This window comes from Rothia uropygioeca (genome assembly GCF_004136585.1).
Taxonomy (GTDB): Bacteria; Actinomycetota; Actinomycetes; order Actinomycetales; family Micrococcaceae; genus Rothia.
The window spans coordinates 54,579-78,933 of record NZ_NOIR01000002.1; the positions used below are offsets into that span (position 1 = coordinate 54,579).

At 63.0% G+C, this 24,355-nt stretch carries 19 protein-coding genes; 13 read left to right on the forward strand and 6 right to left on the reverse strand.

The features are described 5' to 3' along the window. Positions 1-45: 45 nt before the first annotated feature. Entirely contained in the window at positions 46-1,575 is a 1,530-nt protein-coding gene (locus tag EWR20_RS04605; RefSeq protein WP_129359481.1) for an AMP-binding protein, read from the forward strand. A 115-nt stretch (positions 1,576-1,690) separates the two neighbouring features. Continuing rightward, the gene (gene dnaE, locus EWR20_RS04610) at positions 1,691-5,164 is read left to right on the forward strand and encodes a DNA polymerase III subunit alpha (protein WP_129359482.1); all 3,474 of its coding nucleotides are present in this window, start codon (positions 1,691-1,693) and stop codon (positions 5,162-5,164) included. Between the two features lie 99 nt (positions 5,165-5,263). Here dnaE and EWR20_RS04615 read toward each other — a convergent pair whose 3' ends face one another. The 3 genes from EWR20_RS04615 to EWR20_RS04625 form a co-directional block, all read right to left on the reverse strand. Beyond that, on the reverse strand, positions 5,264-5,620 hold the full coding sequence (locus EWR20_RS04615) for a GNAT family N-acetyltransferase (RefSeq protein ID WP_202864776.1): 357 nt from the start codon (positions 5,618-5,620) through the stop codon (positions 5,264-5,266). Between the two features lie 43 nt (positions 5,621-5,663). Beyond that, a complete protein-coding gene (locus tag EWR20_RS04620; RefSeq protein WP_129359483.1) occupies positions 5,664-6,785 on the reverse strand; it encodes a pirin family protein in 1,122 nt (373 codons plus the stop codon). A 140-nt stretch (positions 6,786-6,925) separates the two neighbouring features. Further along, the gene (locus EWR20_RS04625) at positions 6,926-8,668 is read right to left on the reverse strand and encodes a cytochrome c biogenesis protein DipZ (RefSeq protein ID WP_129359484.1); all 1,743 of its coding nucleotides are present in this window, start codon (positions 8,666-8,668) and stop codon (positions 6,926-6,928) included. A gap of 304 nt (positions 8,669-8,972) precedes the next feature. Here EWR20_RS04625 and thrS point away from each other — a divergent pair, with 304 nt between their 5' ends. The 5 genes from thrS (at position 8,973) to bioD (ending at position 16,949) form a co-directional block, all read left to right on the forward strand. Further along, entirely contained in the window at positions 8,973-11,033 is a 2,061-nt protein-coding gene (thrS, locus tag EWR20_RS04630) for a threonine--tRNA ligase (protein WP_394342273.1), read from the forward strand. A 549-nt stretch (positions 11,034-11,582) separates the two neighbouring features. After that, positions 11,583-12,311, forward strand: a complete 729-nt coding sequence (locus tag EWR20_RS04635) for a TenA family protein (protein ID WP_238147587.1) — start codon at positions 11,583-11,585, stop codon at positions 12,309-12,311. 254 nt (positions 12,312-12,565) lie between these two features. After that, positions 12,566-13,909 carry an adenosylmethionine--8-amino-7-oxononanoate transaminase gene (gene bioA, locus EWR20_RS04640; protein ID WP_129359486.1) on the forward strand — a complete coding sequence of 448 codons (1,344 nt, stop codon included), beginning with the start codon at positions 12,566-12,568 and terminating at the stop codon, positions 13,907-13,909. Continuing rightward, entirely contained in the window at positions 13,906-16,203 is a 2,298-nt protein-coding gene (locus EWR20_RS04645; RefSeq protein ID WP_129359487.1) for an aminotransferase class I/II-fold pyridoxal phosphate-dependent enzyme, read from the forward strand. The genes bioA and EWR20_RS04645 overlap by 4 nt, the downstream gene beginning before the upstream one ends. Then, entirely contained in the window at positions 16,200-16,949 is a 750-nt protein-coding gene (gene bioD / locus EWR20_RS04650) for an ATP-dependent dethiobiotin synthetase BioD (RefSeq protein ID WP_165000954.1), read from the forward strand. Before EWR20_RS04645 ends, bioD begins: the two co-directional genes overlap by 4 nt. A 25-nt stretch (positions 16,950-16,974) precedes the next feature. Here bioD and EWR20_RS04655 read toward each other — a convergent pair whose 3' ends face one another. Beyond that, positions 16,975-17,478 carry an FBP domain-containing protein gene (locus EWR20_RS04655; RefSeq protein ID WP_129359489.1) on the reverse strand — a complete coding sequence of 168 codons (504 nt, stop codon included), beginning with the start codon at positions 17,476-17,478 and terminating at the stop codon, positions 16,975-16,977. A gap of 106 nt (positions 17,479-17,584) precedes the next feature. On the opposite strand from EWR20_RS04655, the gene EWR20_RS04660 reads away from it, so the two are divergent. After that, on the forward strand, positions 17,585-18,163 hold the full coding sequence (locus tag EWR20_RS04660) for an HIT family protein (RefSeq protein ID WP_129359490.1): 579 nt from the start codon (positions 17,585-17,587) through the stop codon (positions 18,161-18,163). Between the two features lie 3 nt (positions 18,164-18,166). Here the strand turns inward: EWR20_RS04660 and EWR20_RS04665 are convergent, their stop codons facing one another. Beyond that, positions 18,167-18,781 carry an LOG family protein gene (locus EWR20_RS04665; protein WP_238147588.1) on the reverse strand — a complete coding sequence of 205 codons (615 nt, stop codon included), beginning with the start codon at positions 18,779-18,781 and terminating at the stop codon, positions 18,167-18,169. Positions 18,782-18,876: 95 nt separating this feature from the next. Further along, positions 18,877-19,884, reverse strand: coding sequence for a hypothetical protein (locus tag EWR20_RS04670; RefSeq protein ID WP_129359491.1), 1,008 nt, complete (start codon positions 19,882-19,884; stop codon positions 18,877-18,879). Positions 19,885-19,934: 50 nt separating this feature from the next. On the opposite strand from EWR20_RS04670, the gene EWR20_RS04675 reads away from it, so the two are divergent. The 5 genes from EWR20_RS04675 to ruvA all read left to right on the forward strand — a co-directional run bounded on the left by EWR20_RS04675 (position 19,935) and on the right by ruvA (position 24,355). Then, complete coding sequence (locus EWR20_RS04675; RefSeq protein WP_394342275.1) at positions 19,935-21,230, forward strand: MurT ligase domain-containing protein; 1,296 nt, start codon at positions 19,935-19,937, stop codon at positions 21,228-21,230. Then, the gene (locus EWR20_RS04680) at positions 21,227-21,946 is read left to right on the forward strand and encodes a type 1 glutamine amidotransferase (protein ID WP_129359493.1); all 720 of its coding nucleotides are present in this window, start codon (positions 21,227-21,229) and stop codon (positions 21,944-21,946) included. Before EWR20_RS04675 ends, EWR20_RS04680 begins: the two co-directional genes overlap by 4 nt. A 219-nt stretch (positions 21,947-22,165) precedes the next feature. Then, positions 22,166-22,927: a YebC/PmpR family DNA-binding transcriptional regulator gene (locus tag EWR20_RS04685; RefSeq protein WP_129359494.1), complete on the forward strand. Its 762-nt coding sequence runs from the start codon at positions 22,166-22,168 to the stop codon at positions 22,925-22,927. Between the two features lie 19 nt (positions 22,928-22,946). Continuing rightward, positions 22,947-23,618: a crossover junction endodeoxyribonuclease RuvC gene (gene ruvC, locus EWR20_RS04690; RefSeq protein WP_129359495.1), complete on the forward strand. Its 672-nt coding sequence runs from the start codon at positions 22,947-22,949 to the stop codon at positions 23,616-23,618. Positions 23,619-23,707: 89 nt separating this feature from the next. Beyond that, positions 23,708-24,355 (forward strand): Holliday junction branch migration protein RuvA, encoded by a 648-nt coding sequence (gene ruvA, locus EWR20_RS04695; protein WP_129359496.1) that lies wholly within the window; start codon positions 23,708-23,710, stop codon positions 24,353-24,355.

Here is a 24,355-nt window from a genome sequence, read left to right on the forward strand (position 1 = left end):
ATGACCACAACTGCTTCACCTCACAGTCACCAAGGAACCCCTCCAATGCACCACGCCCACGGTTTTGCCGAGAATTTGCAGGACATTGCTTTGTCGAATCCAGATCGAATCTATGCCCGGTTCGATGGCGCACCCGTGACGTTTGGGGAGCTGAACCAAGGGAGCTCGTCGCTAGCCGGGTGGCTCGCCGACCAAGGGGTCAGCCGCGGTGACCGTGTCGGTTTGATGTTGCGCAATTCCCGTGATGCAGTGATCGCGGTCTTCGCCCTCGCCCGGTCAGGATTTGTGTGGGTGCCGATGAATCCGCAGCAGCGGGGGAACGGTCTGGCCTACCTCGTCGACCATTCGGAGCCTCGCATCATCATTGTCGAAGAAGATCTTGCGGGCATTGTGGAGGATTGCGGGGCCTCATACCCTGTGCGCGTTGTGGAACGCAAAGCTGACCGGAACCAGAACGACGAACTCTCCAGGGCTATGAAAAGGCCCGTCGGGAATGAAGACGAGGTTCCGGGACCGAGTGACCTGCTCGCGCTGATGTACACCTCGGGCACTACTGGTCCGCCGAAGGGCGTCATGGTCACTCATGAGATGCTGCGCATCGCCGCTGATGGTGCGCTGATCGCCTCAGCGGGAGGAGACGGGGACGTCTACTTCCTGTGGGAGCCGCTCTATCACGTGGGCGGGGCCCAAGTTTTGCTGTTGCCACTGCTGTCGGAGATCGAGCTCGCTTTTGTCTCGCGTTTCAGCGCCAGCAGATTCTGGCAGCAGACCCGCGATGCGGGAGCGACGCATATTCACTATCTTGGCGGGATCCTGCAGATGCTTCTCAAGCAGCCGGCTTCCGAGCTGGATCTGAACCATACGGTACGTGTTGCCTGGGGTGGCGGCTGCACTGCTGAGATCCATGCGGAGTTCTCGAGCAGATTCGGAGTAGAGGTGAGAGAGACCTATGGAATGACAGAAGGGTCGAGCATCGCCACCGCCTCGGACGGTACGGTCGGAGGAACTATCGGCCGCCCGTTGCCATGGTTCTCTGTAACTATCTGCGATTCAGAAGGGCATGAACTTCCTGCCGGCGAACGCGGTGAGATCGTCATCAGTTCCGAAACCCCGGGTGCCCTCTTCGGGGGCTATTTCCGGGCTGCCGAAGCCACCGCCGAGACACTTCGTGGCGGGAAGCTCTATACGCATGACGTCGGGTCAATCGCGGCCAATGGCGAACTGCAGTACCACGGACGACTCACCGACAGCTTGCGCAGCAAAGGCGAGAACGTCTCCGCGTGGGAGATCGAACACGTAGTCGCCCAGCACCCCGACGTCGAAGATGCCGCTGTCGTTGGGGTTCACTCTGATCTGGGGGAGCAGGAGATCAAGCTTTTCGTCGTGCTGACATGTGGAGCGCAATCGGGTCCAGCGACCCTGTCCGACTGGCTTGCACCGCGTCTTGCCAAGTATCAGTTGCCCCGTTACATCGAAGTTGTCGATAGTTTCGAGAAGACGCCGAGCGAACGCATACGCAAGCATGTGCTCAGCCGTTCCACGGATAACGCCTGGGATCGCGAAGGGGGAGTATGAGCTCGAAACCGGCCACAACCGGAGGGACTCCAACCTTCCGCACGACGGCCCGTTGTGCTCACGGACCCGTGCGTACTGTTTTGACTTAATATTCGAATATATGTTCGATTGAGGCGTGAAGTTCCCGCACTTGATCACCTACAGCGCATACAGCGCGCACTACGGCGTCTCCGCACCCGCTGAGCTCGTCGTTGCCGCCGTGGGGCACGGTGCAACTCACCTCGGGCTGACCGATCGGGACGGTCTCTACGGGGCCGTCAAACACGTTCGTGCCTGCATGGACCACGGCGTCACACCCGTCTTGGGAGTGGACCTCGCGCTCGCAGACCCTTCGGACCGGAAAATCATCGGCCGCATCGTTCTCCTCGCGGACGGTCACGACGCCGGGGCCGGATACGGGGACCTCTGCCAGATCATCACCCGGGCGCACAGGACCAGGGAACGCACAGGGCCCACCCGCCTGGGCGACCGGCCCCGCATCACGGCCGCCGATCTCGGCCGCGCCGTCGCGATGGAAGAAGGCCGCTTCACGGTCCTTCTCGGCCCGGAATCCGACTACGGAAGGCTGGCGGAAGCCCGCAAATACCGCGCGGCCCGGGCCAGCCTGAAGGAGTGGCGCAAACTCGTGGGAGAACGCCGGCTGCGCGTCAACCTCGTCAACCACCTGACCAGGCCGGGGGAGCGCCGGAGCGTGGCGCATGCGGCACGCATGCTCGGGATCGCGGCGGAAAGCCGAGTGGGCGCCGTCGTCAGCAACGCCGTCCGCTACGCGACGGAAGACCAGGCCGTGACCGCGGACGTCCTCGACGCCGCCCGCAGCCTCACCGCGCTTGGGGAGGGAATCCAACAGGTCAACGGGCAGGGATGGCTCAAACCCGCTCAGGACATGGGCTCCATCGCGGCAGAGATCGCTCGGGCCGCGGACGCCGGCGTCACCGCGTCGGACCTCACCGCCCTCGCCGCTGAACTCGCGCACCGGTGCGCAATCGACCCGGCCACGGACATGGGGTACGGGACTCCCACCGTGCCCGAAGCGCACCTGACCGGAGTCACGCGCATGCCCGCGGCCGAGCTCAGAGCCCGCTGCGAAGCGGCCCTCGAACGCGTCTACGGGGCGGAAAAGGACCAGAAGGTCCACGGACCCGGCCTGGCCCGCCGCGACTGGGAAACCCCGCGGGAACGCCTCGACCGGGAACTGCGTACCATCGAGAACCTCGGATTCTGCTCCTACTTCCTGACCGTGGGCCACGTCTCCGGCCTCATCGAATCCCTGGGTATCCGCCACGCGGCACGCGGATCCGGGGTGTCCTCCCTGGTCAACTACCTCCTGAATATCTCGGTCGTCGACCCCCTCGAATACGGGCTGGTCTTCGAACGATTCCTCTCGGACAAAAGATCGACCCTGCCGGACATTGACATCGACGTCGAATCCGCGCGACGCCACGAAATCTACCGGCTCGTCTTCGACCACTACGGCGACCACCGCGTCAGCCTCATGTCCATGCACAACGGTTACCGCGCCCGCGGAGCAGTCCGAGACGCAGCCCGCGCCATCGGCCTCACCCCGGAACAGACGGACCGCATCGCCAAAACCATCTGGCGCGTTCCCGCCGGAGAACTGCGCGAACTCCTCGACATCAAACCCGAACTGGCCGAACTGCGTCGGGAAGCCCGCGAAGACCCCAAGGTCAACTTGCTCATCGACCTCACCGAAAGGCTCGACCGCCTCCCGCGCCACCTCTCGATGCACCCGTGCGGCGTGATCCTCTCCAACGCCTCGCTCCTCCGGCGCACCCCGGTGCAACCCTCCGGAATGGGGTTGCCCATGAGCCAATTCGACAAGCACGACATGGACCCCATGGGCCTACTCAAACTCGACATCCTCGGGGTCCGCATGCAGTCCTCGATGGCATACACGCTCCAGGAGATCAAACGCACCGAAGGGCACAAACCCGATCTCGAAACCATCGACACCCGCGACCCAAAAACCTTCGACCTCATCCAATCCACCCAGACCCTCGGCTGCTTCCAGATCGAATCCCCAGGTCAGCGCGAGCTCATCGGCAAGATGCAGCCCTCGAGCGTCGGCGACCTCATCATCGACATCTCCCTCTTCCGCCCCGGCCCCATGCAATCCGACATGGTCCGGCCATACCTCGAATCCCGCCACGGATTCGCAACCCCCAACTACATCGAGGAAGACCTCGTGCCCTACCTGGAAGAAACCGCCGGGGTCATGGTCTTCCACGAACAGATCCTCAACGTCTTCAGCACCATGACAGGATGCGACCTCGCCTCCTCGGACGAATTCCGCAGGAAACTGGGGAGCACGGCCCAGGACGACGTCGAAGAACACTTCCGCCTCCACTCCGCCCGCAGAGGCTACTCCCGAGAAGTCATCGACAAGACCTGGACGGCGCTCGCGGCCTTCGGATCCTTCGGATTCTGCAAGGCCCATGGTGCCGCCTTCGCGATCCCGACCTACCAATCGGCCTGGCTCAAGACCCACTATCCGGCGCACTTCATGACGGGGCTGCTCGAACACGACCCCGGGATGTACCCCCAGCGTCTGATCCTCGCCGAGGCTAGGCGCCTGGGTATAGAGTTGCTGCCCCTGGACGTCAATCGATCCGGTCGGAACTACCGTGTGGAACGCGTCGTGGATTCTGGGGCGGATTCGGATCTGGGCGTGGGTGCGGGTGTTGGTCGGGGTCTCGGCCGGGGAGTCGCGAGTGGCCGCGGGGCCGAGACCGGGAGGAGCCCCGGCGCCGAGAGGTGGGGGATCCGGCTTCCCCTCACCCAGCTGTCCGGAATCAGTGGGGCCGAAATCGACAGAATCACGGCCCGGGCACCGTACGTCTCCGTGGCGGATCTGAAAGCGCGCGCTCGCCCCCACAAGCCCACGCTCGACCGGCTCGCCGCGGTCGGCGCTCTCGATGTCGAGGTCTTCCGCGGCGTCTGGCAACAGGGGGTCGGGGGCGGCGGCGTCGTACGTGCTGCCGGCGGTGGGTACGATGAAGTCGTTCCCCGGCCGACCGAGACCGGGGCGCGTTCAGGGGAAGCCGGTGCCGTGCCGGTACAGCTTTCCCTGCCTCTGGGCGCCCACCTCGAAACCCCGTACGAGAGCAGGGACACCAGCGACGTGACCTCGACCGTGCGCACCGAACTGGACCTGTTGGCACTGGACGTCTCTGCGCACTTGATGGTCGGGTACCGCGATAAGACCAGGACGTGGCCGTTGACCCGCGCGGCCGACCTGATCAGGATGCGCAACAAGTCCGAGGTATGGGTTGCGGGCGTGCGGGTTTCGACCATGACGCCGCCGATGAAGAACGGCAAGCGCGTGGTCTTCATTTCCCTCGACGACGGAACCGGGTGTGTGGACACGGCGTTCTTCGACGAAGCGCAGAAGCTCTCGGGGCCCGACCTGTTCGGAACTCCGATGATCCTGATCCGCGGAACCACCCGACGCACGGGCCCCCGCGGAATCTCGCTGACGGCGCTTCAAGCGTGGGACCTGACCGCGCTGGTCGAGGGGGAGACGCCGCTGCCTTTTCCGCCGTCGGCCCTCAGGAAGCAAGCAGGCTGATTCGGGAGGTGATGGGGCAGGGACGCAGAGGAGTGAAACGGGCCGGTCGGTCAGGCCACCTCGTGCGGCCATCCCGCCCACCGGGCCGAGCAGGAAACGTCAGTCGAGGGCCTGAAGGTGCTCGGAGGTCGGCGCAGTCGAGAATTCCTCGTACGCGGGGTGTCTGCGGATCCAGGTCTTGACGTAGGGGCAGACGGCAACGATCGTGAATCCCTCCTCGATGCTCTCGTCCAGGGCCCGGCGGACCAGGGCGGAGGCGAGGCCTTGGCCCGAGAACTTCTCGTCGACGAAGGTGTGCGGAAAAATACGGGCGCGTTCGCCGTTCGGTCCCGAATGATCCACGAATTGTGTGAATCCGGCGGCCTTCCCGGAATCGTCGACGTGAATTTCGAAGGCCTCCCGGCCTTCCTGCCGGCCACGAACCATATGCGGATCGTCTGACGTAGGTTGTGTCATGGCTGCTCCTCCTTCTGTGCTTCCCTCAGCGGCCGACGCCGTGTCAGCCGCGGAGCTTCAAACGTGTATGCGGAACCTCCGGGGCGGGCAGGGGTGCGGGAGTGTCCGGGGGAAAATGGCCGAATTGGAGCCGGGGTTGTTCCTCTGCGGGATCGGAGCCGGCCTCGTCCATGGACGCGGAGGCCGAGGTGAAGGAGCCGGGAGCGCCCCGCTCGCTCTCATCCTCGCCCCCATTTTCGAAGCCCATTTCACGCATGTACCGGTTGCGCCATCGGACGATCTCCTCGTGGCTGCGTCCCACGAAGTTCCACCACATCACGATCTGCTCGTTGAGGGGCTCGCCACCGATGAGCAAGGCGAGCGCGGGTTCCGCCCCCGCGCTGATCCTGATGGACCGGTGACCGGTGGGGACGAACCCGATTGCGTTCTGCGTCACGGGAACGTCGTTGACCCACACGGGCCCGCTGACCTGGACCAGACCGTGTTCGTGGTCTTCCGGAACGGTGATCTGGATTTCGGTGTGGGGTTCGAGACGCAGCTCGGCGCCCGTCAGGGGGAGAGCCGTGCGGACGGGGGAGCTCTGCCCGAGCAGAGACCCCAGAAACACCAACGCCTCGTAGCCTTGACCTCGGATGGTGTCCGGGCGGAATGAATCGAGGTCCGGCTCGGAGAAACGGGCTGCCTCCGGAAGCGCATACCAGAGCTGGAGCCCGTGCAAGGTCGTGGTCTGCGCCGAGGAGAATTCCGAGTGGGTGATTCCCCGGCCCGCATTCATCAGATTAACCTCACCCGGCCTGACCGTGGCCCAGTGGCCCGCGGAATCGAGGTGGTCGATGCTGCCTTCGAACAACCACGAGACCGTGGCCAGGCCGGTGTGCGGATGCCGGGCCACTTTCATGCCACCCGTGCGGGCGACGTCGTCCGGGCCGAAGGAGTCCACGAAGCACCAGGCGCCGATGAGCGACCGGGCCCTCTGAGGCAGGGTGCGCAGCACCGTCATCGCTCGCGGCCCGCCCAGGGGCACTTTGCGGGGCTCGAGGATTTCGACGATGCCAGCCTCGCACCGTTCCACCGTGACCCCGTCGCGCAATCCTGCCGAGAACCGACCGCGCTCCGGATTCGAGGCGCACACGGTCTCCTGGGGGTCTGCTTCGACATTGCTCACCGCGGCCTCATAACTCTCTTCCGGACTGCCGCGCCCGGACGGGATGCCGCACGGGCGCGATCGGCAGAAACGATCGTGCACATCACAACCGTATCGATGCCGGGATCATTCCGCTCCTGGTCCACCCGGATCATTGATCTCTACCCGAAGGTGAAGGAGTACAGCTTTACTCCCGGTGCTACCGTGACCTTGATCTGCCCGGACTCCTGCTTGGCCTCGTTGATCAGGTCATAGGAGTTGGCTTGGTCATCCAGGCGCACTTGCCGGTGGCCGTTCGGGGTCTCGACGTCGATGGTTCCGGTCCCCGAAGCAACAACCTGCACGATTTTCGCGGTGAAGTTGAGGCTCAGGGAGGCTGCTTCATCACGGGGTCGGATGCTTTCCCCGGAAAGATTCCAGTTTCCATACAGTGTGAAGGAATCGTCGCGCGTGGGGTCGCCGTCGGAGAATGCCCGATTTCCCGCCGAGTAGGTTCCTTCGCCGACATAGGACTGTGCGCGGTCCGTGCCGAGATAGGTTTCTGGGGTGCGGTGCGACTCGTCGTCGTTGTCGTGGTTGGCACCTGACTCGACGGGTGCGGGAAGCTGGATCCCGGGATGCGCTTCCTTCAGCAGGGTGCGGATCTGGGATTCGGTGACGTCGTAGCCGCCTTCTCCCGTTCTGGACGCACGCAACCTGCCGGAAGCGTCGACCAGGTAGTGCGCGGGCCAGTAGTGATTGTCGTAAGCCTTCCAAGTCGCGTAGTCGTTGTCCTGGGCCACGGGGTAGGCGATCTTCTGCTCGCGAATGCCCGCGGCAACGTTGTCGGTCTCGTGCTCGAAGGCATACTCCGGGGTGTGGACGCCCACGATCTCCAATCCGGCGTCCTTGTACCTGCTGTACAGCGCATTCAGGTGCGGGATCGTGCGTTGGCAGTTGATGCACGAGTAGGCCCAGAAATCGACCAGCACGACCTTGCCGCGCTGGGATTCGAGGGAAACGGGCTTCCCGCCCTCGGTGTTCAGCCACCCCGTGATGCCTCGCAGTTCGGGAGCGGGCGAGCAGCCGTCCCTGGCGCCGGAGTTCTGCTGGCAGCTGGCCAGATGGTCGACGTCGCCGGACCCTCCCGGTTTCCCGGAAACTTCCGATCCGCTGGCGGCCCCGCTGTGGCGTTGGGTTCCGTGATCGATCAGTTCTTGTGCCGACGCGGTGTAGTCCGGCACGCTGCGTTGGACGGCGGCCGGAAAATCGAGGGCCAGGCCCACGGCCAAAGCGATCACCAGAATGCCCGCGGTGGTCCGAACCATTCGTTGCCGACGCCGAAAGGCCTTCAATCGCTCGGCAAGTCCGCGTCCGGCGAGTGCGAAGAAGAGCAGCGGGACGGCGGTACCGACGGCAAAGGACAGAGTCAGCGCGAGGGTGTCGGGACCGATGCGTCCCGTGGCGCCCGCGACGGTGATCGCGGCCAGCACGGGTCCGGCGCAGGGGACGTAGACGGCGCCCAGGGCCAGGCCCATGAGGAATCCGCCGCGTCGGGTGTTGACTTGGCGTTGGGGGACCCAGGAGAACGGTCGTTCGATCAGCTGCTCGAGGCGGGGAACGATCATTCCGAGGCCGACAAGAATCAGGAAGCCGATGCCGAACCAGCGGATGAGGTCATGTGGCAGGTGCAGGGCACCGAGCAGGAGCGAGCCGAGCAGTGTGACGGCGGAGAAACTCAGGACGAGACCGCCGACAACCTGGTACGGGCGCCACCGTGAAGTGCGAGGCCGCGAGGGGTCGTCGTCGAACCTGGCGGAATCCGCGCCCCCGGTCCAGAAGATAACAGGCAGGACGGGCAGGATACACGGGGAGATTCCGGTGACCAGACCGCCCAGAAGGCCCAGCAGAATCAGCGCGAGCATGATGTTGTCTCTCCAAGAGGCTTGTCGTTTCTACATGCACTGTTGATTCGGAGCGGACGCCCCTACGGATTGCCCGATGCCCGGCATCGCGGCCGAGAAATCCGACGCCGGCGCCCCGACCGAGCGACCCGCAATGCCCCACGTCACGAGTTGGTGCGAGCCTCAGCGGCGGGAAGCACGAGCAAGTCCCTTGTGGGTAGAATCGTCACGACCCGCCGTGTTCCCATCGACCGCCGGGTGCCTATTTCCACTGCGCGTGTCCCAGGTATCGCCGCGCGCCGACCACCACAAGGAGTGAGTGTCCATGGCCGAGAACCCGGCCGAAAACCTGCAGATCACCGTCCACGGCGAGCCCCAGCAGGTGACCACGGGCACCACCGCCGCGGACCTGTTCGCCGACAACGCCACGGTCGTGGTCGCCCGGATCAACGACGTCCTCAAGGACCTGAGCACCGAGGTGGCGGACGGCGACGTCGTCGTCCCCGTGACCATCAACCAGCCCGAGGGGCTCGAGGTCCTGCGCCACTCGGCCGCTCACGTCATGGCACAGGCAGTGCAGAGCATGCGTCCCGACGCCAAGCTCGGCATCGGCCCGTACATCACGGACGGCTTCTACTTCGACTTCGACGTCGAGGACCCTTTCACGCCCGAGGACCTCAAGAAGCTCGAGAAGTCGATGATGAAGATCATCAAGTCGGGCCAAACCTTCCGGCGTCGTTCCGTATCCCACGACGAAGCCGTCGAGGAGATGAAGGACGAGCCGTACAAGCTCGAGCTCCTCGGACTCTCGCAGGGCCCCGGTTCAGGAGCCGACGCCGCCGAGGGCGCCTCGGTCGAGGTCGGCGAGGGCGAGATCACGATCTACGACAACGTGGACCGCAAGGGGGAGACGGTCTGGAAGGATCTCTGCCGCGGCCCCCACCTGCCCAACACCAAGCTGATCGCCAACGGATACGCCTTGACCCGTTCGGGCGGAGCCTACTGGCGGGGTTCCGAGAAGAACCCCATGCTGCAGCGCATTTACGGAACCGCATGGCCTACCAAGGAAGAGCTCACCGAGTACAAGGAGCGCATCGCCGAGGCCGAACGCCGCGATCACCGTCGCCTGGGCGAGGAACTCGACCTGTTCTCGTTCCCGAAGAACATCGGCCCGGGCCTGCCCGTGTTCCACCCGAAGGGCGGTGTCATCAAGCGCGAGATGGAGAATTACGTCCGCGACCGGCACCTCGCGGAAGGCTTCCAGTACGTCGGGACGCCGCACATCACCAAGGAGGACCTGTTCTACACCTCCGGGCACCTTCCGTACTACGCTGACGGTATGTTCCCGGCGATGGAACTGGACAACGGCAACTACCGCCTCAAGGCCATGAACTGCCCGATGCATAACGAGATCTTCAAGGCACGTGGGCGGTCCTACCGCGAGCTGCCCCTGAGGTTCTTCGAATTCGGCACGGTCTACCGTGACGAGAAATCCGGTGTGCTCCAAGGGCTGACCCGCGTCCGGATGATCACGCAGGACGACTCGCACAGCTACGTGACCAAGGAACAGGCCCCGGGCGAGGTGCGCCACCTCCTGAACTTCATGCTCTCGCTGCTCACGGACTTCGGCCTGACCGATTTCTACCTCGAGCTCTCGACCCGCGAGACCGAGGGGGAGAAAAAGGACAAGTTCATCGGCACGGACGAACAATGGGAAGAAGCCACGGCCGTTTTGGAGGACGTCGCGCGCGAAACAGGTCTGGAACTCGTTCCGGACCCGGGCGGAGCTGCGTTCTACGGCCCCAAGATCTCCGTCCAGGCCAAGGACGCGATCGGCCGCACGTGGCAGATGTCCACGGTGCAGTACGACTTCAACCAACCAGCCCGGTTCGGCCTCGAATACCAGGCGGCGGACGGCAGCCGTCAAGAGCCGGTCATGATCCACTCGGCCAAGTTCGGTTCGATCGAGCGGTTCATGGGTGTGCTGACCGAGCACTATGCGGGGGCATTCCCCGCCTGGCTCTCCCCGGTTCAGGTCATCGGTATCCCGGTGGCCGAAGCGTTCAACGATTACATGTCCGAGATCGCCCAGAAGCTCCAGGCAGAGGGCATTCGCGTCGAGGTCGACTACGGAACCGATCGTTTCCCCAAGAAGATTCGCAACGCATCGAAGGAGAAGGTTCCCTTCGTGCTCATTGCGGGCGGGGAGGACGCCGAGAACGGTGCCGTGTCCTTCCGGTTCCGTGACGGTTCGCAGGACAACGGCGTCGCGGTCGAGGCCGCCGTCGCACGCATCGTCGAGCACGTGCAGAATCGGGTCAACACGGATCCGGTGTCCGAGGCCGCGGTCGGAGAGGCGGAGGACGCTAAGGCCGAGGACGCCTAGAAACACGCGCCGACTACGAGCGGCCGATGTCGAAGGGTCGGGCCGGAATCTTACGGTGGGTTCCCGCCCGGCCCTTCGCACACGCCGGCTACCCCACGCCGCTCCGCGGCCCGAGGTCTTTCTGCAACAAGCGGGTACTCGCGCTGAGCACCAGAGTCCGGGGCAGGGGATGAAGTCGAGACCGGGCACTGCTGAGAGGTCGAAAGCAAGCATTCCCGCAGCCAGCAGGAGGCCGCCGTGTTTGAGCACACGAATTGCATCACCAACTCTCCTAATGCGTCGTGACACCTCAGCTGGATTACTCGCTAAGTATCGGGGACTGAATACGGCTTCGCCAATGGGTGAAGATACGATTCGAACTCGATAGATGTCGGAAGGGGTCATGCCAAACCCCACTGCGGTTCGTTCTGGTCCTGGACTCACGTGGCGCATTGTGGATGCCCGAGGTAGGTTGTGTTCGACACAACACATGCTTAGGCATGGTGGCTCGCGATAGGCGGTCTGTCACCGTCAATCAGGCCCCAATCGACCCGACAATGAGGTGACCTCATGAACCCGCATAGGAACTCAGCCGGCCGACCCCACATCCAGGCCGTGGAATCCGTCATCCCGATGCCGGAGGACACCCCGGTCGGCCGCCTGCGACACGGACCGTCGGCGGGGTTTTGGGAGGCCGCCGTCGATCACCGGTTCGTGCGAGAGCTCTTCTCGGGGACCATCGCTGACGAGGTTCTTGCCGAGTACCTCAAGCAGGACTACCAGTTTTTCGACGAGTTCATCTCCATGGTGGGGGCCTGCGTCGCCCACGCGGACACTATCGGTGCCAAGCTGCGTTTCTCACGTCAGCTCGGAATGCTCGCCAGTGACGAGGATGGCTACTTCATCCGCTCCTTCGACGAGCTGGGCGTGCCCGAGAAGGAACGCCTCGACCCGGAGCTGAACGCCCCGGCGTCGAGCTTCAAGGATCTTATGCGCGGCGCCGTGCGTAGCGCGTCCTACGCCGAACTCCTGGTCATGCTCGTCGTTGCCGAATGCCTCTATCTGGACTGGGGAGAACGGGATCTGACCATGCCGGAGAGCCAGCTGCATCGTGGGTGGATTGAATTGCATCGGGGCCAGGCCTTCCGCGAGTGGTGCCAGTTCCTCGTCGACGAGCTGAATCGTGCGGCGTCGCAGACCTCCGTGGACACCGTGGCCCTCAATGAGCGCTGGACGGCGGCCGTCCGCTTGGAAAAGGAGTTCTTCGATGCCGCCTACACCGAGACCGCAACCGGGTAAGGGCGCCTTTTACTGGTTACACGAAATCCTGGGAACGTTGGCCTCCAAGGGATAATGGGCCAAAATATCTTGACCAGGCCGAGATGCGACAGAATTCGGAATGGTATTTGAACACCGTTCAAAAACTGGTTACCGTACTTTCATGCCATCACCGCAACACAGCCCGAGGAACCCGCAGACCGTGTGTCGCCACCAGTCCCGGCGTCGTCTGATGAATCCCGGACCATGCGCATCCCTCATAGCGGAGCGCGGCCGTGGTTGATGCCCAGGACCTGATCTCCCGGGACGCTCGCCGCGTGTGGCACCCGTATTCGCCGGTCGGGGAGGAACAACTGTACTCGGTTCGATCCGCCGAGGGCGCCCTGCTTCACCTGAACGATGCCGACGGGCGGGAACATAACGCGATCGACGCAATGGGCTCGTGGTGGGCCATGGTCCACGGGCACTCGCACCCGAAGCTGATCGACGCTCTACGACGACAATCAGAAATCATGCCTCACGTGATGTTCGGGGGTCTCACCCACGAACCGGCCGTCCGATTGGCCGAGAGCCTCGTCGCGAATACGCCCTCAGGCCTGCAACACGTCTTCTTCTCGGACTCCGGATCGATAGCGGTGGAGATCGCACTCAAGATGGTCATCCAGTACCAAGCCGCCGTCGGCCGACCCGAAAGGAACCGGATGCTGACGGTTCGCGGCGGATACCACGGAGACACCTTCGCGACCATGAGCCTGTGCGACCCTGTCGACGGAATGCACCACGCGTTCAGTCCACTGGCGCCACAACATATCTTCGCCCCGAGGCCGCCCGGAGGCCACTACGATGTCGACCACGGTTCATGGAACTGGGACGACCAAGCCCTGGACACGTGGGCCGAGGAATTCGAGAGAACCCTGGCCGACCACCGGGACCGTATCGGCGGCGTCATCCTCGAACCCGTGCTTCAAGGGGCCGGAGGCATGTACGTGTACGACCCACGAGCCCTCGCCGTCGCTCGCCGCGCGTGCGACACCCATGAATGCCTGCTCGTCCTCGACGAGATCGCCACCGGATTCGGCAGAACCGGTCGATGGACGGCATCGGAGTGGGCCGGAATCGAGCCGGACATCATGTGCTTGGGCAAGGCCCTGACCGGCGGGACCATGACGGGCGCAGCCACTCTCACGACCGTACGGGTCGCGAAAGAAGTCTCCGAAGGGAGAAACGGAATGCCGGCCGCGTTGCTGCACGGCCCAACCTTCATGGGCAATCCAATGTTCTGCGCTGTGTCCCTGGCCTCCCTGAAACTTTTGACAGACGAGGAGTCCGGTTGGGCACGGCAAGTGCCCCGCCTGGAACGATCACTTGCCCACGGTCTGGCACCGGCCACGAATCTGGACTCGGTCGCGGACGTGAGAGTTCTGGGTGCCGTAGGCATCATCGAGCTGAACTGTGACGTGGATGTACGAGCCGTGACCCGGGCCGCGGTGCAACGGGGAGTCTGGATCAGACCGTTCCGGCGGCTGGTCTACGTGATGCCGCCCTACATCACCACCGACCCCCAGACGCGGCAGATCTGCCACGGGATCATCGAAGCGATTGACGAGGTCCACGGATGAACACCGATTGGAACGAATGGGCCGAGAACCGGCAACGCGTACGGAAACGGCGCAATCTGAACCGAACGGCCGACGCGCCCCCTGCGACAAAATCGAGTGCGACGCTGATGGATTTCCGCTCCAATGATTATCTGGGTCTGGGTTCACGCGGCTTACCCGGTCGTCGGGACCCCGCACCCGTAGGCGCGGGGTCCTCCCGCGTCGTCGCCGGCACGTACCCGGCACACCGGAAGCTCGAATTGGCGCTCTCGCGCCTGGCGGGAGCGACGGACGCGCTCGTCTTCTCGTCGGGATACCTGGCCAACCTGGGCGTCATCGGTGCCCTTGACTCCCCGGGAACCACACTACTGATGGACGAGCACGTGCACGCGAGCCTGCGCGACGCAGCGCGAGCAGCGACGTCCCGCCACGAACTCTTCCCTCATCAAAACCTTGCCGAGCTGGCGCATGCGCTGGAGAACGCACGGCAAGCACAACCGGGCGGTCGCATCGCCGTCGTCGTGGAGTCGGTGTATTCCGTTCTGGGGGACGCGACCGACCTGGACGCGCTTGCAAGACTCTGCGCGGCCCACCGGGCTCTTCTGGTCGTCGATGAGGCCCATAGCTTCGCCACCGTTCCGGACGGAACCCTCACCGGAGGACACGGGCTATGGAGTCGGGAGCGAGATGTGACGGTACCGGTCATCGTCACGGCTTCCCTCTCCAAAGCGCTCGCGGGACAAGGCGGCGTGATCCTCTTCGGAGGCTCGGAGACCCGAGCCGCCCTGTGGCGCGACCACATGGTCAACACCGCCCGTCCCTTTGTCTTCGATACCGGCTTGTCGCCGCTTGTGGCTGCGGCCACCCTCGACGCCTGCACCGCCGCCGCCGAACAGAATCTCGCGGGCAGGCTCGAGGAGCGGCGCCGCCTCGCCCGGACGGTGCTCGGACGACGCTCCGCCGTCGAACGCGTGCTGGACGGCGGAGACGGGCCCATCCTGTCCCTCCGCATGCCTTCCGCGGCATCCGCACTCGCGGTAGCCCGGGAACTGGACGAGGCCGGAATCCGAGTGGGAGTCTTCCGGCCCCCGAGCGTTCCCGACAACATCTCCCGTATCAGGTTGTCCGTTCATGCCGACCACCGGCCGGACAAGCTCGTCATCGCGCTCGAACACGTCGCTTCCTCGGTCGAACGGGCATGGGGGATCACGGACAGTTGTCCCTTCGCCGCGCGGGACGCTCGTCCGCCCGAACACCGTCACCGGCAGATCCTGGTCGAGGACCCGAACGTGGTGCGAGAAGTCATGGGCGATCCCCGGTCATTCCTCCCGGACAACGCGCTGACGAGCAACGTCCCTCTGGACCCGGCCGCTCGACGGATCCTGGCCAAGGTCGGATTCCAACTGCCTCCGGTCCTCGCTTCCGCGACAGGCGAATTGCATCGAAGGGTGCGAAGGGTCACGACCCCGTACTTCTCGGCGGCCACGGTCAGACGCAGACTTCCCGACATCCGTCGAATCTGCCGAGAAAGCATCAAAGAACTGGAAGCCGACCTCGGCTCGGGGCCGGTGGACCTTTCCCGCACTATTTCCTTCGCCGTCCCCGCCCGGAGCCTGCAGATGCTCTCCGGAATGCCCGCTCCCGGGTCCCCCGAATTGCAACGGTGGAGTGCGGACTCCCTCGAATTGTTCTGGGGATGGCCCGAGCGGTCCCGACAGATACGTTTGGCTCGCTCGGCTGCGGAGTTCTACGTCTGGCTCAGGAGCGCTGTCCAAGAATCGCGCGGCGGCGAGAACCTCTTCGCGAGCCTGCTCGATGCCGGAATCAGCGTCGAACGTGTTGTCTCCCTGGGATACTTCCTGGTCATCGCCGGGCAGGAGACCACCAGAATGCTGATCAGCACGGCTCTCCACCGGGCACTCGGTGATCGCTCTCTTTGGACGGAACTCGGGAACCCCAAATCCGGACCGGGCGCGGCCGAGGAACTCATCCGCGAGACCCTCCGCAGGAGTTCATCGGTTCCCACCTGGCGGCGGGAATCAGCGGTTCCGACCGACCGGCCCGGACTGCACACGGAACCCGGCGATCACCTGCTCCTCCGTCTTTCAGGCGACGCACTGCCGGACCACCGGCTGGCCTTCGGACACGGAATCCACCGTTGCCTCGGTGCGGCGCTCGCCGAACAGGAGTCCTCGCTCGTGATCCACGAGTTGGCCCGCAGCCTGCCCGGCCTGCGTCCGAGCGGTGTCGCACCCTCGTGGCTGACGCTTCTGTCTTTCCAATCCCCACAACACGTCATTGCGGAGAATTCGTGATCACACCTTCTGATCCCTGCGCCACGAGCTCCCTTCCACAAACCTCGATCTGGGTGGTCACGGGGACCGACACAGAGGTCGGCAAAACGTGGACCACGGCGGTATTCGCGGGAGAAATCTTGAGAGGAACGGGACAAGTCCACATCGACAAACCAGTCCAGACGGGTCTGCAGCCAGGGGAGCCCGGAGACGTCGAGGAGTGCTTCGACCTGATGGGACATCCGAAAGGGTTGACCGGTTCGGAAGGAGCAAGGCTCGGCCCCGCGATGGCGCCTCGAGACGCGCTGGACTGGTCCGATTCGACGGATGTCGAATTGCCTTCGATGGAATCCCACCTGGCACGCTGGAACTCGCACCTGAGCACTTCGACAACGCTGGTGATCGAAGGGTCCGGGGGAGTCACGGTGGCCTTGACCCCTGAAGGCGAGACAGTGGTCGAGGTCGTCGAGACCCTGCGTCGGCGCGCCGATAGAGTAGCCGCGGGGAACCTAAGGGTACGTCTTGCTCTCGTCTGCCGACCTGGCCTGGGGACCCAGAATCACACTCAATTGGCCATGGAACATTTGGACCGTCGTGGCGTGCTTCCCTCATGCCTCGTTGTTTCGGGAACCTCGTCTCGGCCAGACGCCGTCGAGAGGGCCAACCTGAGATTTCTGATGCATCGTGCCGCAGAGTATCGGGCGAGAATGTTCACAATCCAGAGAGGGTCTCTGTGTCTCGAGGAATTCCGTGGGGGCTGGCTCTAGGCACCAAGAGATCCGGCACCGAGCGTCACGGCATGGATCGCTCTTTGAGCCGGTTGATGAAACGCTCCACGTTGTTGGCGGTGCGATCCTTACGGTCCTCGATGGTCATGGTTTCTTCCATCTGCCGAATGCCGAGGGGCCGTTTTCTGTTCACGGCGTACTCTGAGCACCCCAAATCGGAGCACAAGTACGTGCCCAGGGAGGAATAGCGTTCCTTCTTCGTAGCGGGACGTTGAGCGGAATACATCGACACGCCACTGCCGCCATGCAGCGTCATGCAGAACTGGCACATTTGGGCTGTGGGTCGACCGTGCTGCGGCGTCCTGTGGAGAACTATGCCTTTGGGCCCATCGTCGGTCTCCGCGACCACGTAGCCGCGTTGCGGGCTCTTGGGATCGATCCATCCGAGGAATGCCTGTGACTCCCACTCAATGTGGGAAAGGCCGGTGGGAAGGTGGAGCCGTTGAGCCTCACCCTGGCTGCAATTGATGAAGCTGTTTCTGATCTCGGTCTCGGAGAGGGATCGCATGATTTCCAACTTATACCCGTGCTCACCTGAATAAATGCGTCGATGTCATGAAGGCTCAATACGTACGGAACCGCATCGTGGCGTGCGGACGACCTAAGCTGGAGACATGACGGAGGAACCTGACTACTCGACCGACGATTTCGTGTTGCCCGGCGTGCCCGATGCGTTCCAGCGCATGTGGACACCGCACCGCCGGGCCTACGTCAGCGGGGGCCAGAAGGACTACACGGAGAATTCGTGTCCGTTCTGTGTCGCCCCGGAACGCAGCGATGAGGAATCGCTGATCGTGTACAGGGGAGAACACGTGTACGTGGTCCTGAACCTTTATCCCTACAATCCGGGGCATCTGTTGGTCTGCCCGTACCGTCACGTGGCTCAATTCGACCAAATCGATTCGGCTGAGACCGCAGAAATGTCAGCCTGCGTGCAGGCAGCCATGAGGGTTCTCCGCGAAACCTCCAACGCAGCCGGGTTCAACATGGGCATGAATCAGGGCAAAGTCGGTGGGGCCGGAATCGCGGCGCATCTCCATCAGCACGTGGTTCCCCGGTGGAACGGTGATACCAATTTCTTGCCGATCGTCGCCGGAACCAAAACCGTCACTCAGACTCTGGACCAGATCCGTCGCATCGTCGCGGAAGCATGGCCGAAAGACCTGATTAACCCCAATGACCCCACGAGCTGATTGCTAGCTCGCCCATTTGGGTTCGAGAGGCTGCCAAGTACTCAGGGCCTCAAGTAGAAGCTCAGGTTCAGATTCGACAATGAGCGAGTGCCGCAGATTCTCCCGCAGAAACCCTTCTTCGACCATGTGGTCGAGAAGGTCGAGAAGGGGGTCCCAAAAGCCATTGACGTTGTAGAGCGCAACGGGTTTCGAATGCAGTCCAAGGTGCTGCCAGGTCCATGTCTCGAAGAGTTCCTCGAGTGTTCCGGCTCCACCGGGCAAGGCCACAAAAGCATCACCGAGCTCGGCCATCCTGTTCTTCCGTTGGTGCATGTCTCCGACGACGTCGAGGGTCGTCAGCCCTGCGTGCGCAATTTCACCTTCGACTAAAGATTGAGGCATAACCCCGTGAACTGTGCCTCCGACATGGAGGGCGGAGTCCGCGAGAATCCCCATGAGCCCGACCTTGCCTCCGCCATAGACGACGCCGATGCCTCGCTGAGCTAATACAACGGCCAGCCGGCGAACCGCCTCGGTGTACACGGCGTCGTTACCGGTCGCGGAACCGGTATAGGCCGTGATCATACGGATAGGAAGCCCAGGCATGGAATGGGTGGAAGCTGACTCATTGATACTCATGTTTTCCACCATAGGCATTACGGACATGCCAAGAAGCGGCATGACACCCACGGTTCACGAGGATTGCGAATCGTGGGATTCCATCGCGGTGCCTCCTAGAACAGCGAATCCTGAAAGCTCACCGGTCCGTCGTCGCCGAGGAAGACGGCACACATCCTGTTTTTCAGTACGGCCGTATTGAGCAACCATCCGGCCGTGTCGGGATCGTTTTCGGCACATCCAGAAAGAAACGGGCCGGTACCGGAATCCACCAGGAAACGCCGAGGTGCGGAGGTCCACGCCTCGTATCCTTGCAGCGGCCGGGATTGCGTCGTGCCCAGCTGCTCGTAAGCTCGCAGCATCGCGCCGCCTGGCGTCCACCGCTCTGTGACCACGCGGTAGCTCGAATCGTCCCATGCAGACAACTCCTCGCGGACCGTGGCTGCGATCTGGTCGTGGATTCTTGTCAGCTCCTCCGGGTCCTCGGGGTTCAGCCATGCCTTGTACTTTGCCGAGACTCTCTTGAGCTGAGTGAGCTTGACGGTCTTCGTCACTGCGTCTTCGAGTCGCCGGACCTCCAAGCCATCACCGGCGAGGGCGACGTAGCTGGCTCGGGCGACCGCTTGTTGATCGAGGCGTGTGACCTTGGATCTTTCGTGCGCGGTGCCGACTTTTGACGTGCCATCGGGAAACGTCGCGACGTACAACCAATGCGGACGGCCGATGTAGGCGCGCGCGACCTCTGACAGTTCCGCTCCTCTGTGAGCGCGGTGAATGGGCCGAAATTTGTCCAAGTGCATGCACAACCGGCACTGCTGTCCCTTCGTAATGCGGTTCCCCTGTGGGCAGGGGACGGTCCGGAAAGACGGCCGTGCGTCGACGTCGAACTCACCATGGGCGAAGCCGCTGCACCATAGACCCGCGTTGTCCTCGTCTTCTGCGAGCAACCGGATATTGAGGACGCTGCCGGGAGGTAATGGTATCGATACGATCTCGCCGCTCGGTGAATTGTCGACGTACGGCTCGACTCTGACCACGGGCTGTCGCTCGGGCCATGAAAGATCGCGCCAGATGAAAGGCGAATCGGGAAAGCAGTGAGGCGCCGTCGTATGCGTCGAATTCATCACCCCATCATGGCAAATATTGCGGAAAGGCACGGGTTAGGATTGATTCCATGCCAAGACCTGTCATCTTCAGACCCGCCACCCGCCTGATCGGCCAAGGCATTCGATACGCATCCAAGCTTCGTGGGGGAGGATCTGCTTTCCCCGGGCTGGTCATGGAGAAGTTCGATCCCGGATTCGTCGCTCGTGAACTATCCAAGCTCCCGCGCGGCGTTGTGGTCGTGTCAGGCACCAACGGCAAGACCACGACCACCAAAATGGCCGTCCAGCTCCTCGAGTCCCAAGGGCTCAAGGTCTTCACGAACCGTACGGGGTCGAACTTCGTCCGCGGCGTCGCGGCAGCTCTTCTGGGCGAAATGAACCTGAAGGGCAAACTGGACGCCGATATTGCCGTGCTCGAACTGGACGAGGCGCATGCGGTTCACTTCGTCAAGCTGATTCAGCCGAGGTACGCCTTGCTCCTCAACGTGATGCGCGATCAATTGGATCGTTTTGGCGAAATCGACACGACCCGCAAGATGCTGACCAAGGTCGCCCAGGCAACCACCGGAACCGTGGTACTGAACCGCGAGGACCCGCGTATCCGCCGCATTTCGCAGGATGTCGGAAAGGGGACCGACGTGGCCTATTACGGCCTTTCCCCCTCCTTGCGATCCCGGTTCCCGTCCGACGACGAAATGCGGGACAACAGGCCTGCGCAACAGGCAGAGAATCTGCCGGATGCGTCGGTGACCCTCACATCCTTCGAGGGCACCAGCACACATGTGCTGATCGGCGACCGTGAAGTCACCACGGACATCAACCTCTACGGTATCTACAACATCTACAACGCTGCCGGCGCGTTGGCGCTGACCCTCGAGGTCATGGGCGAGGAAGCCGATGAGAATGCTTTGCTGTCCGAACTGTCCAAAGTGACTCCGGCATTCGGACGCGGAGAGTCGGTTCGTATCGGTGACCGCACGCTTCAGCTCCTACTCGTCAAGAACCCGGCGGGGTTCCGTCTCTCCCTAGCCTCCGCCACCGGCGGCGATTACGCGACCATGATCACGATCAACGACGAGTACGCCGATGGTCGGGACGTGTCCTGGCTTTGGGACGTCGACTTCGAGTCGCTGCAATCCAGCGGGGTCGACGTCGTCTCCGGAACGCGGGCGTACGATATGGCGCTGCGCCTCGAGCACGACGACGTACCCGTGCGCGCCGTCAACACCGATCTCTCGAGCGCGCTTGACGAATTCGTCCGCGGCTCGGGGGATCAGCCGATGCGCGTTTTCTGTACCTACACGTCCATGCTCGCCCTGCGCCGCGAGCTGGCCAAGACGACCGAGGTTGCTGATATCGGATGACCGAGACCTTGAAAATCCTTCAACTGTATCCGCGGGATATGAACATCTACGGGGACTGGGGCAACGTGCTGTCGCTGGCCAGGCGAGCTCGTCAGCATGGCCTGGCCGCCGAGATCATCGACTACAACCCCGGGGATGTTTTCCCGGAGGACTTCGACATCCTCGTCGGCGGCGGAGGCCAGGATTCGGGCCAGACCGTGATTCAGGACGACCTTCATCGGATTGCCCCAGTGCTTCGCTCCAAGGCCGAGGCCGGGACCCCGATGCTTGTCATTTGCGGTCTCTATCAACTGTTCGGCAAGGAGTTCCGGACCGTCGGGGGCGAGGTCCTGGACGGAATCGGACTCTTCGACGCACACACCGTCGGAGGAGAGGAACGCTTGATTGGGAACATCGTGATCGAGTCGGAAGAGTTCGGCACGATCGTCGGTTATGAGAACCACTCCGGACTCACGTTCCTGGGTCATAGTGTCGAGCGTTTGGGAACGGTGACCAAGGGGGAGGGGAACAACCTGGACGACGATGGCGAAGGCGCACGCGTCCATCACGTCATCGGCAGCTATCTGCACGGGTCTCTGCTTCCCAAGAATCCCCGGATCTCCGACTATTTGATCCGCCATGCGGCTGAGGCGAAATTCGGTTCCTTCCATCCCGTTGAGATCGACGATTCTTTGGCAACCCGGGCACGCGAAGTCGCCGCATCCAGACCCCGCTGAGCATTGAAGCGGCATCGTCCCGAGCTCGGTCGTTAGGGATCAGCAAGTCCCGGCGGGAGAGGTTTGCGCGCGTCGTTACAATGGGACCAGGTTTATTCGCGGCCTGATGCCCTGGTTCCGTCCTGGCGCGCGAGCTCACAGGAAACCGTGCCAGGGTCGACTCGGGGGAGAAGCTCTCCGGCCGCGCAACGAAATTGTCTACATCCGAGGAGCACATCTATGTCGGGTCACTCCAAGTGGGCCACCACCAAACACAAGAAGGCGGCGATCGACGCCAAGCGCGCCAAAGCCTTCGCCAAGTACATCAAGGGGATTGAGGTTGCCGCTCGCATGGGCGGCGCGGATATTTCCGGTAACCCCGCTCTGGACCTGGCCATTTCCAAGGCCAAGAAGAACTCGGTTCCCAATGACAACATTGACCGCGCGGTCAAGCGCGGTGCGGGCCTCACCGGTGAAGTCGTTGAATATTCCGAGATTCTCTATGAGGCACGCGGTCCTCAGGGATCCGCTCTCTACATCGAGTGCTTGACCGACAACAAGAACCGGGCAGCGTCGGATGTTCGCGTGGCCGTGACGCGCAACGGCGGAACCATGGCGGACCCCGGTTCGGTGTCGTTCCTCTTCGAGCGCAAGGGAGTCGTGGAGGTCGCCAAGAGCGATGGCTTGACCGAGGATGACGTCCTCATGGCAGTGCTCGATGCTGGTGCCGACGAGGTCAAGGAAGAAGACGAATTCTTCGAAGTCATCTCGGAGGCCACCGACCTTCCCGAGATTCGCAAGGCGCTGGACGATGCCGAACTCGAATACAACAACGATGACCCTCAGTGGCGCCCAACCATGACGGTGGACCTGGACGCAGAGGGCGCCCGTAAGTTCTTGCGCCTTGCCGATGCGGTGGAAGCCCTGGACGACGTCCAGAACGTCTACTCGAATGCGGACATCTCTGCCGAGGTCATGGAAGAACTCGAAGCCGACGACTAGTCGAATCGGGAACTAGCATATGACGCACGAGAAAAAGGGACCGGTGGGGGCCATCGAATCGACGTCCTCTGCCGGTCCTCTGCGCATTCTCGGCGTGGACCCCGGCCTGACCCGATGCGGTTTCGGCGTCGTCGAGATGTCAGGGAACCGGAAAGCCCACTACATCGATGCCGGCGTCGCGGGCACTCAGGCGGCCGATTCTCTCGACACCCGAGTACTGCATATCCAACGAGCGATGCAAGGGTGGATCGATACGTACCGGCCCGATGTGATGGCGATCGAACGGGTATTCGCCCAGGAATCCGTCAACACCGTGATCGGGACGGCCCACGCTTCCGGGGTGGTGATCGCGACGGCCGCGGCGGCAGGCATTCCGGTTGCGTGGCACACCCCCTCAGAGGTCAAAGCGGCGGTCACCGGCAGTGGTCGAGCCGACAAAAAATCCGTCGGTCGTATGGTCGCCCGGATTCTGGAACTCGAAGAAGTCCCCAAACCGGCCGACGCCGCGGACGCTTTGGCCCTGGCCATCTGTCACGGATGGCGGTCAGGGATCATCGGCACCGGAATCAACATGGGTACTGGTGTTCAGACCCATCAGGGCTCGATTCCAGCAGGTGCCACAAGCGGTGCCATGACCCCCGCTCAGCGTGCCTGGAAAATGGCCGAAGAACGGTCACGGCGCAGTCGATGAGGTCGGAATCGGGCCCGAGGACGGGCGTTCGCCGTCCACAGACTCGCCGCTGAATGTTTTTCGTAACTTTGTTCGAATAAGATGGAAGTATGATTTCTTCTCTGACCGGCACAGTGACCCACCTCGGCCTCCACGAGGCCGTGATCGAGGTCGGAGGTGTCGGAATGCTGGTTCAGGCGACTCCGGGAACCCTTGCGACCTTGAGTCTCGGTGAGCGTGCGCATGTGGAGACTTCCCTGATCGTCAAGGAAGACTCGTTGACGCTCTTCGGCTTCCGGGACGACAGCGAGAGGGAGGTCTTCACGACCATGCTTTCGGTCTCCGGAATCGGCCCACGGATCGCATTGGCGGTGTTGTCCGTGTACACACCCGTCGAGGTCTCGCGAGCCGTCGCATCCGGCGACGACAAGGCCTTCAGCAAAGTTTCCGGAATCGGGCCCAAGGGGGCCAGGCGGATTGTTCTGGAGCTGGCGGGCAAACTCGTCCTGCCTGATGCCGAGGAGGATCAGAATTCGGGAAACACACCCCAGGGGGCCTCGACCCCAGGACCGGCATGGCGGCCCCAAGTTCTGGATGCCTTGATCGGTCTCGGCTGGCATGAGAAAGACGCCACTGGAGCCGTTGATTCGTTCGCCGAAGCAGAACCGGAGGCGGATTCCATGAATGTTGCCGAGGCGCTTCGGGCGGTTCTCGCAAGTCTCGGCAGGGTCAACGGCATGGGCCACCGCTCCAAATAG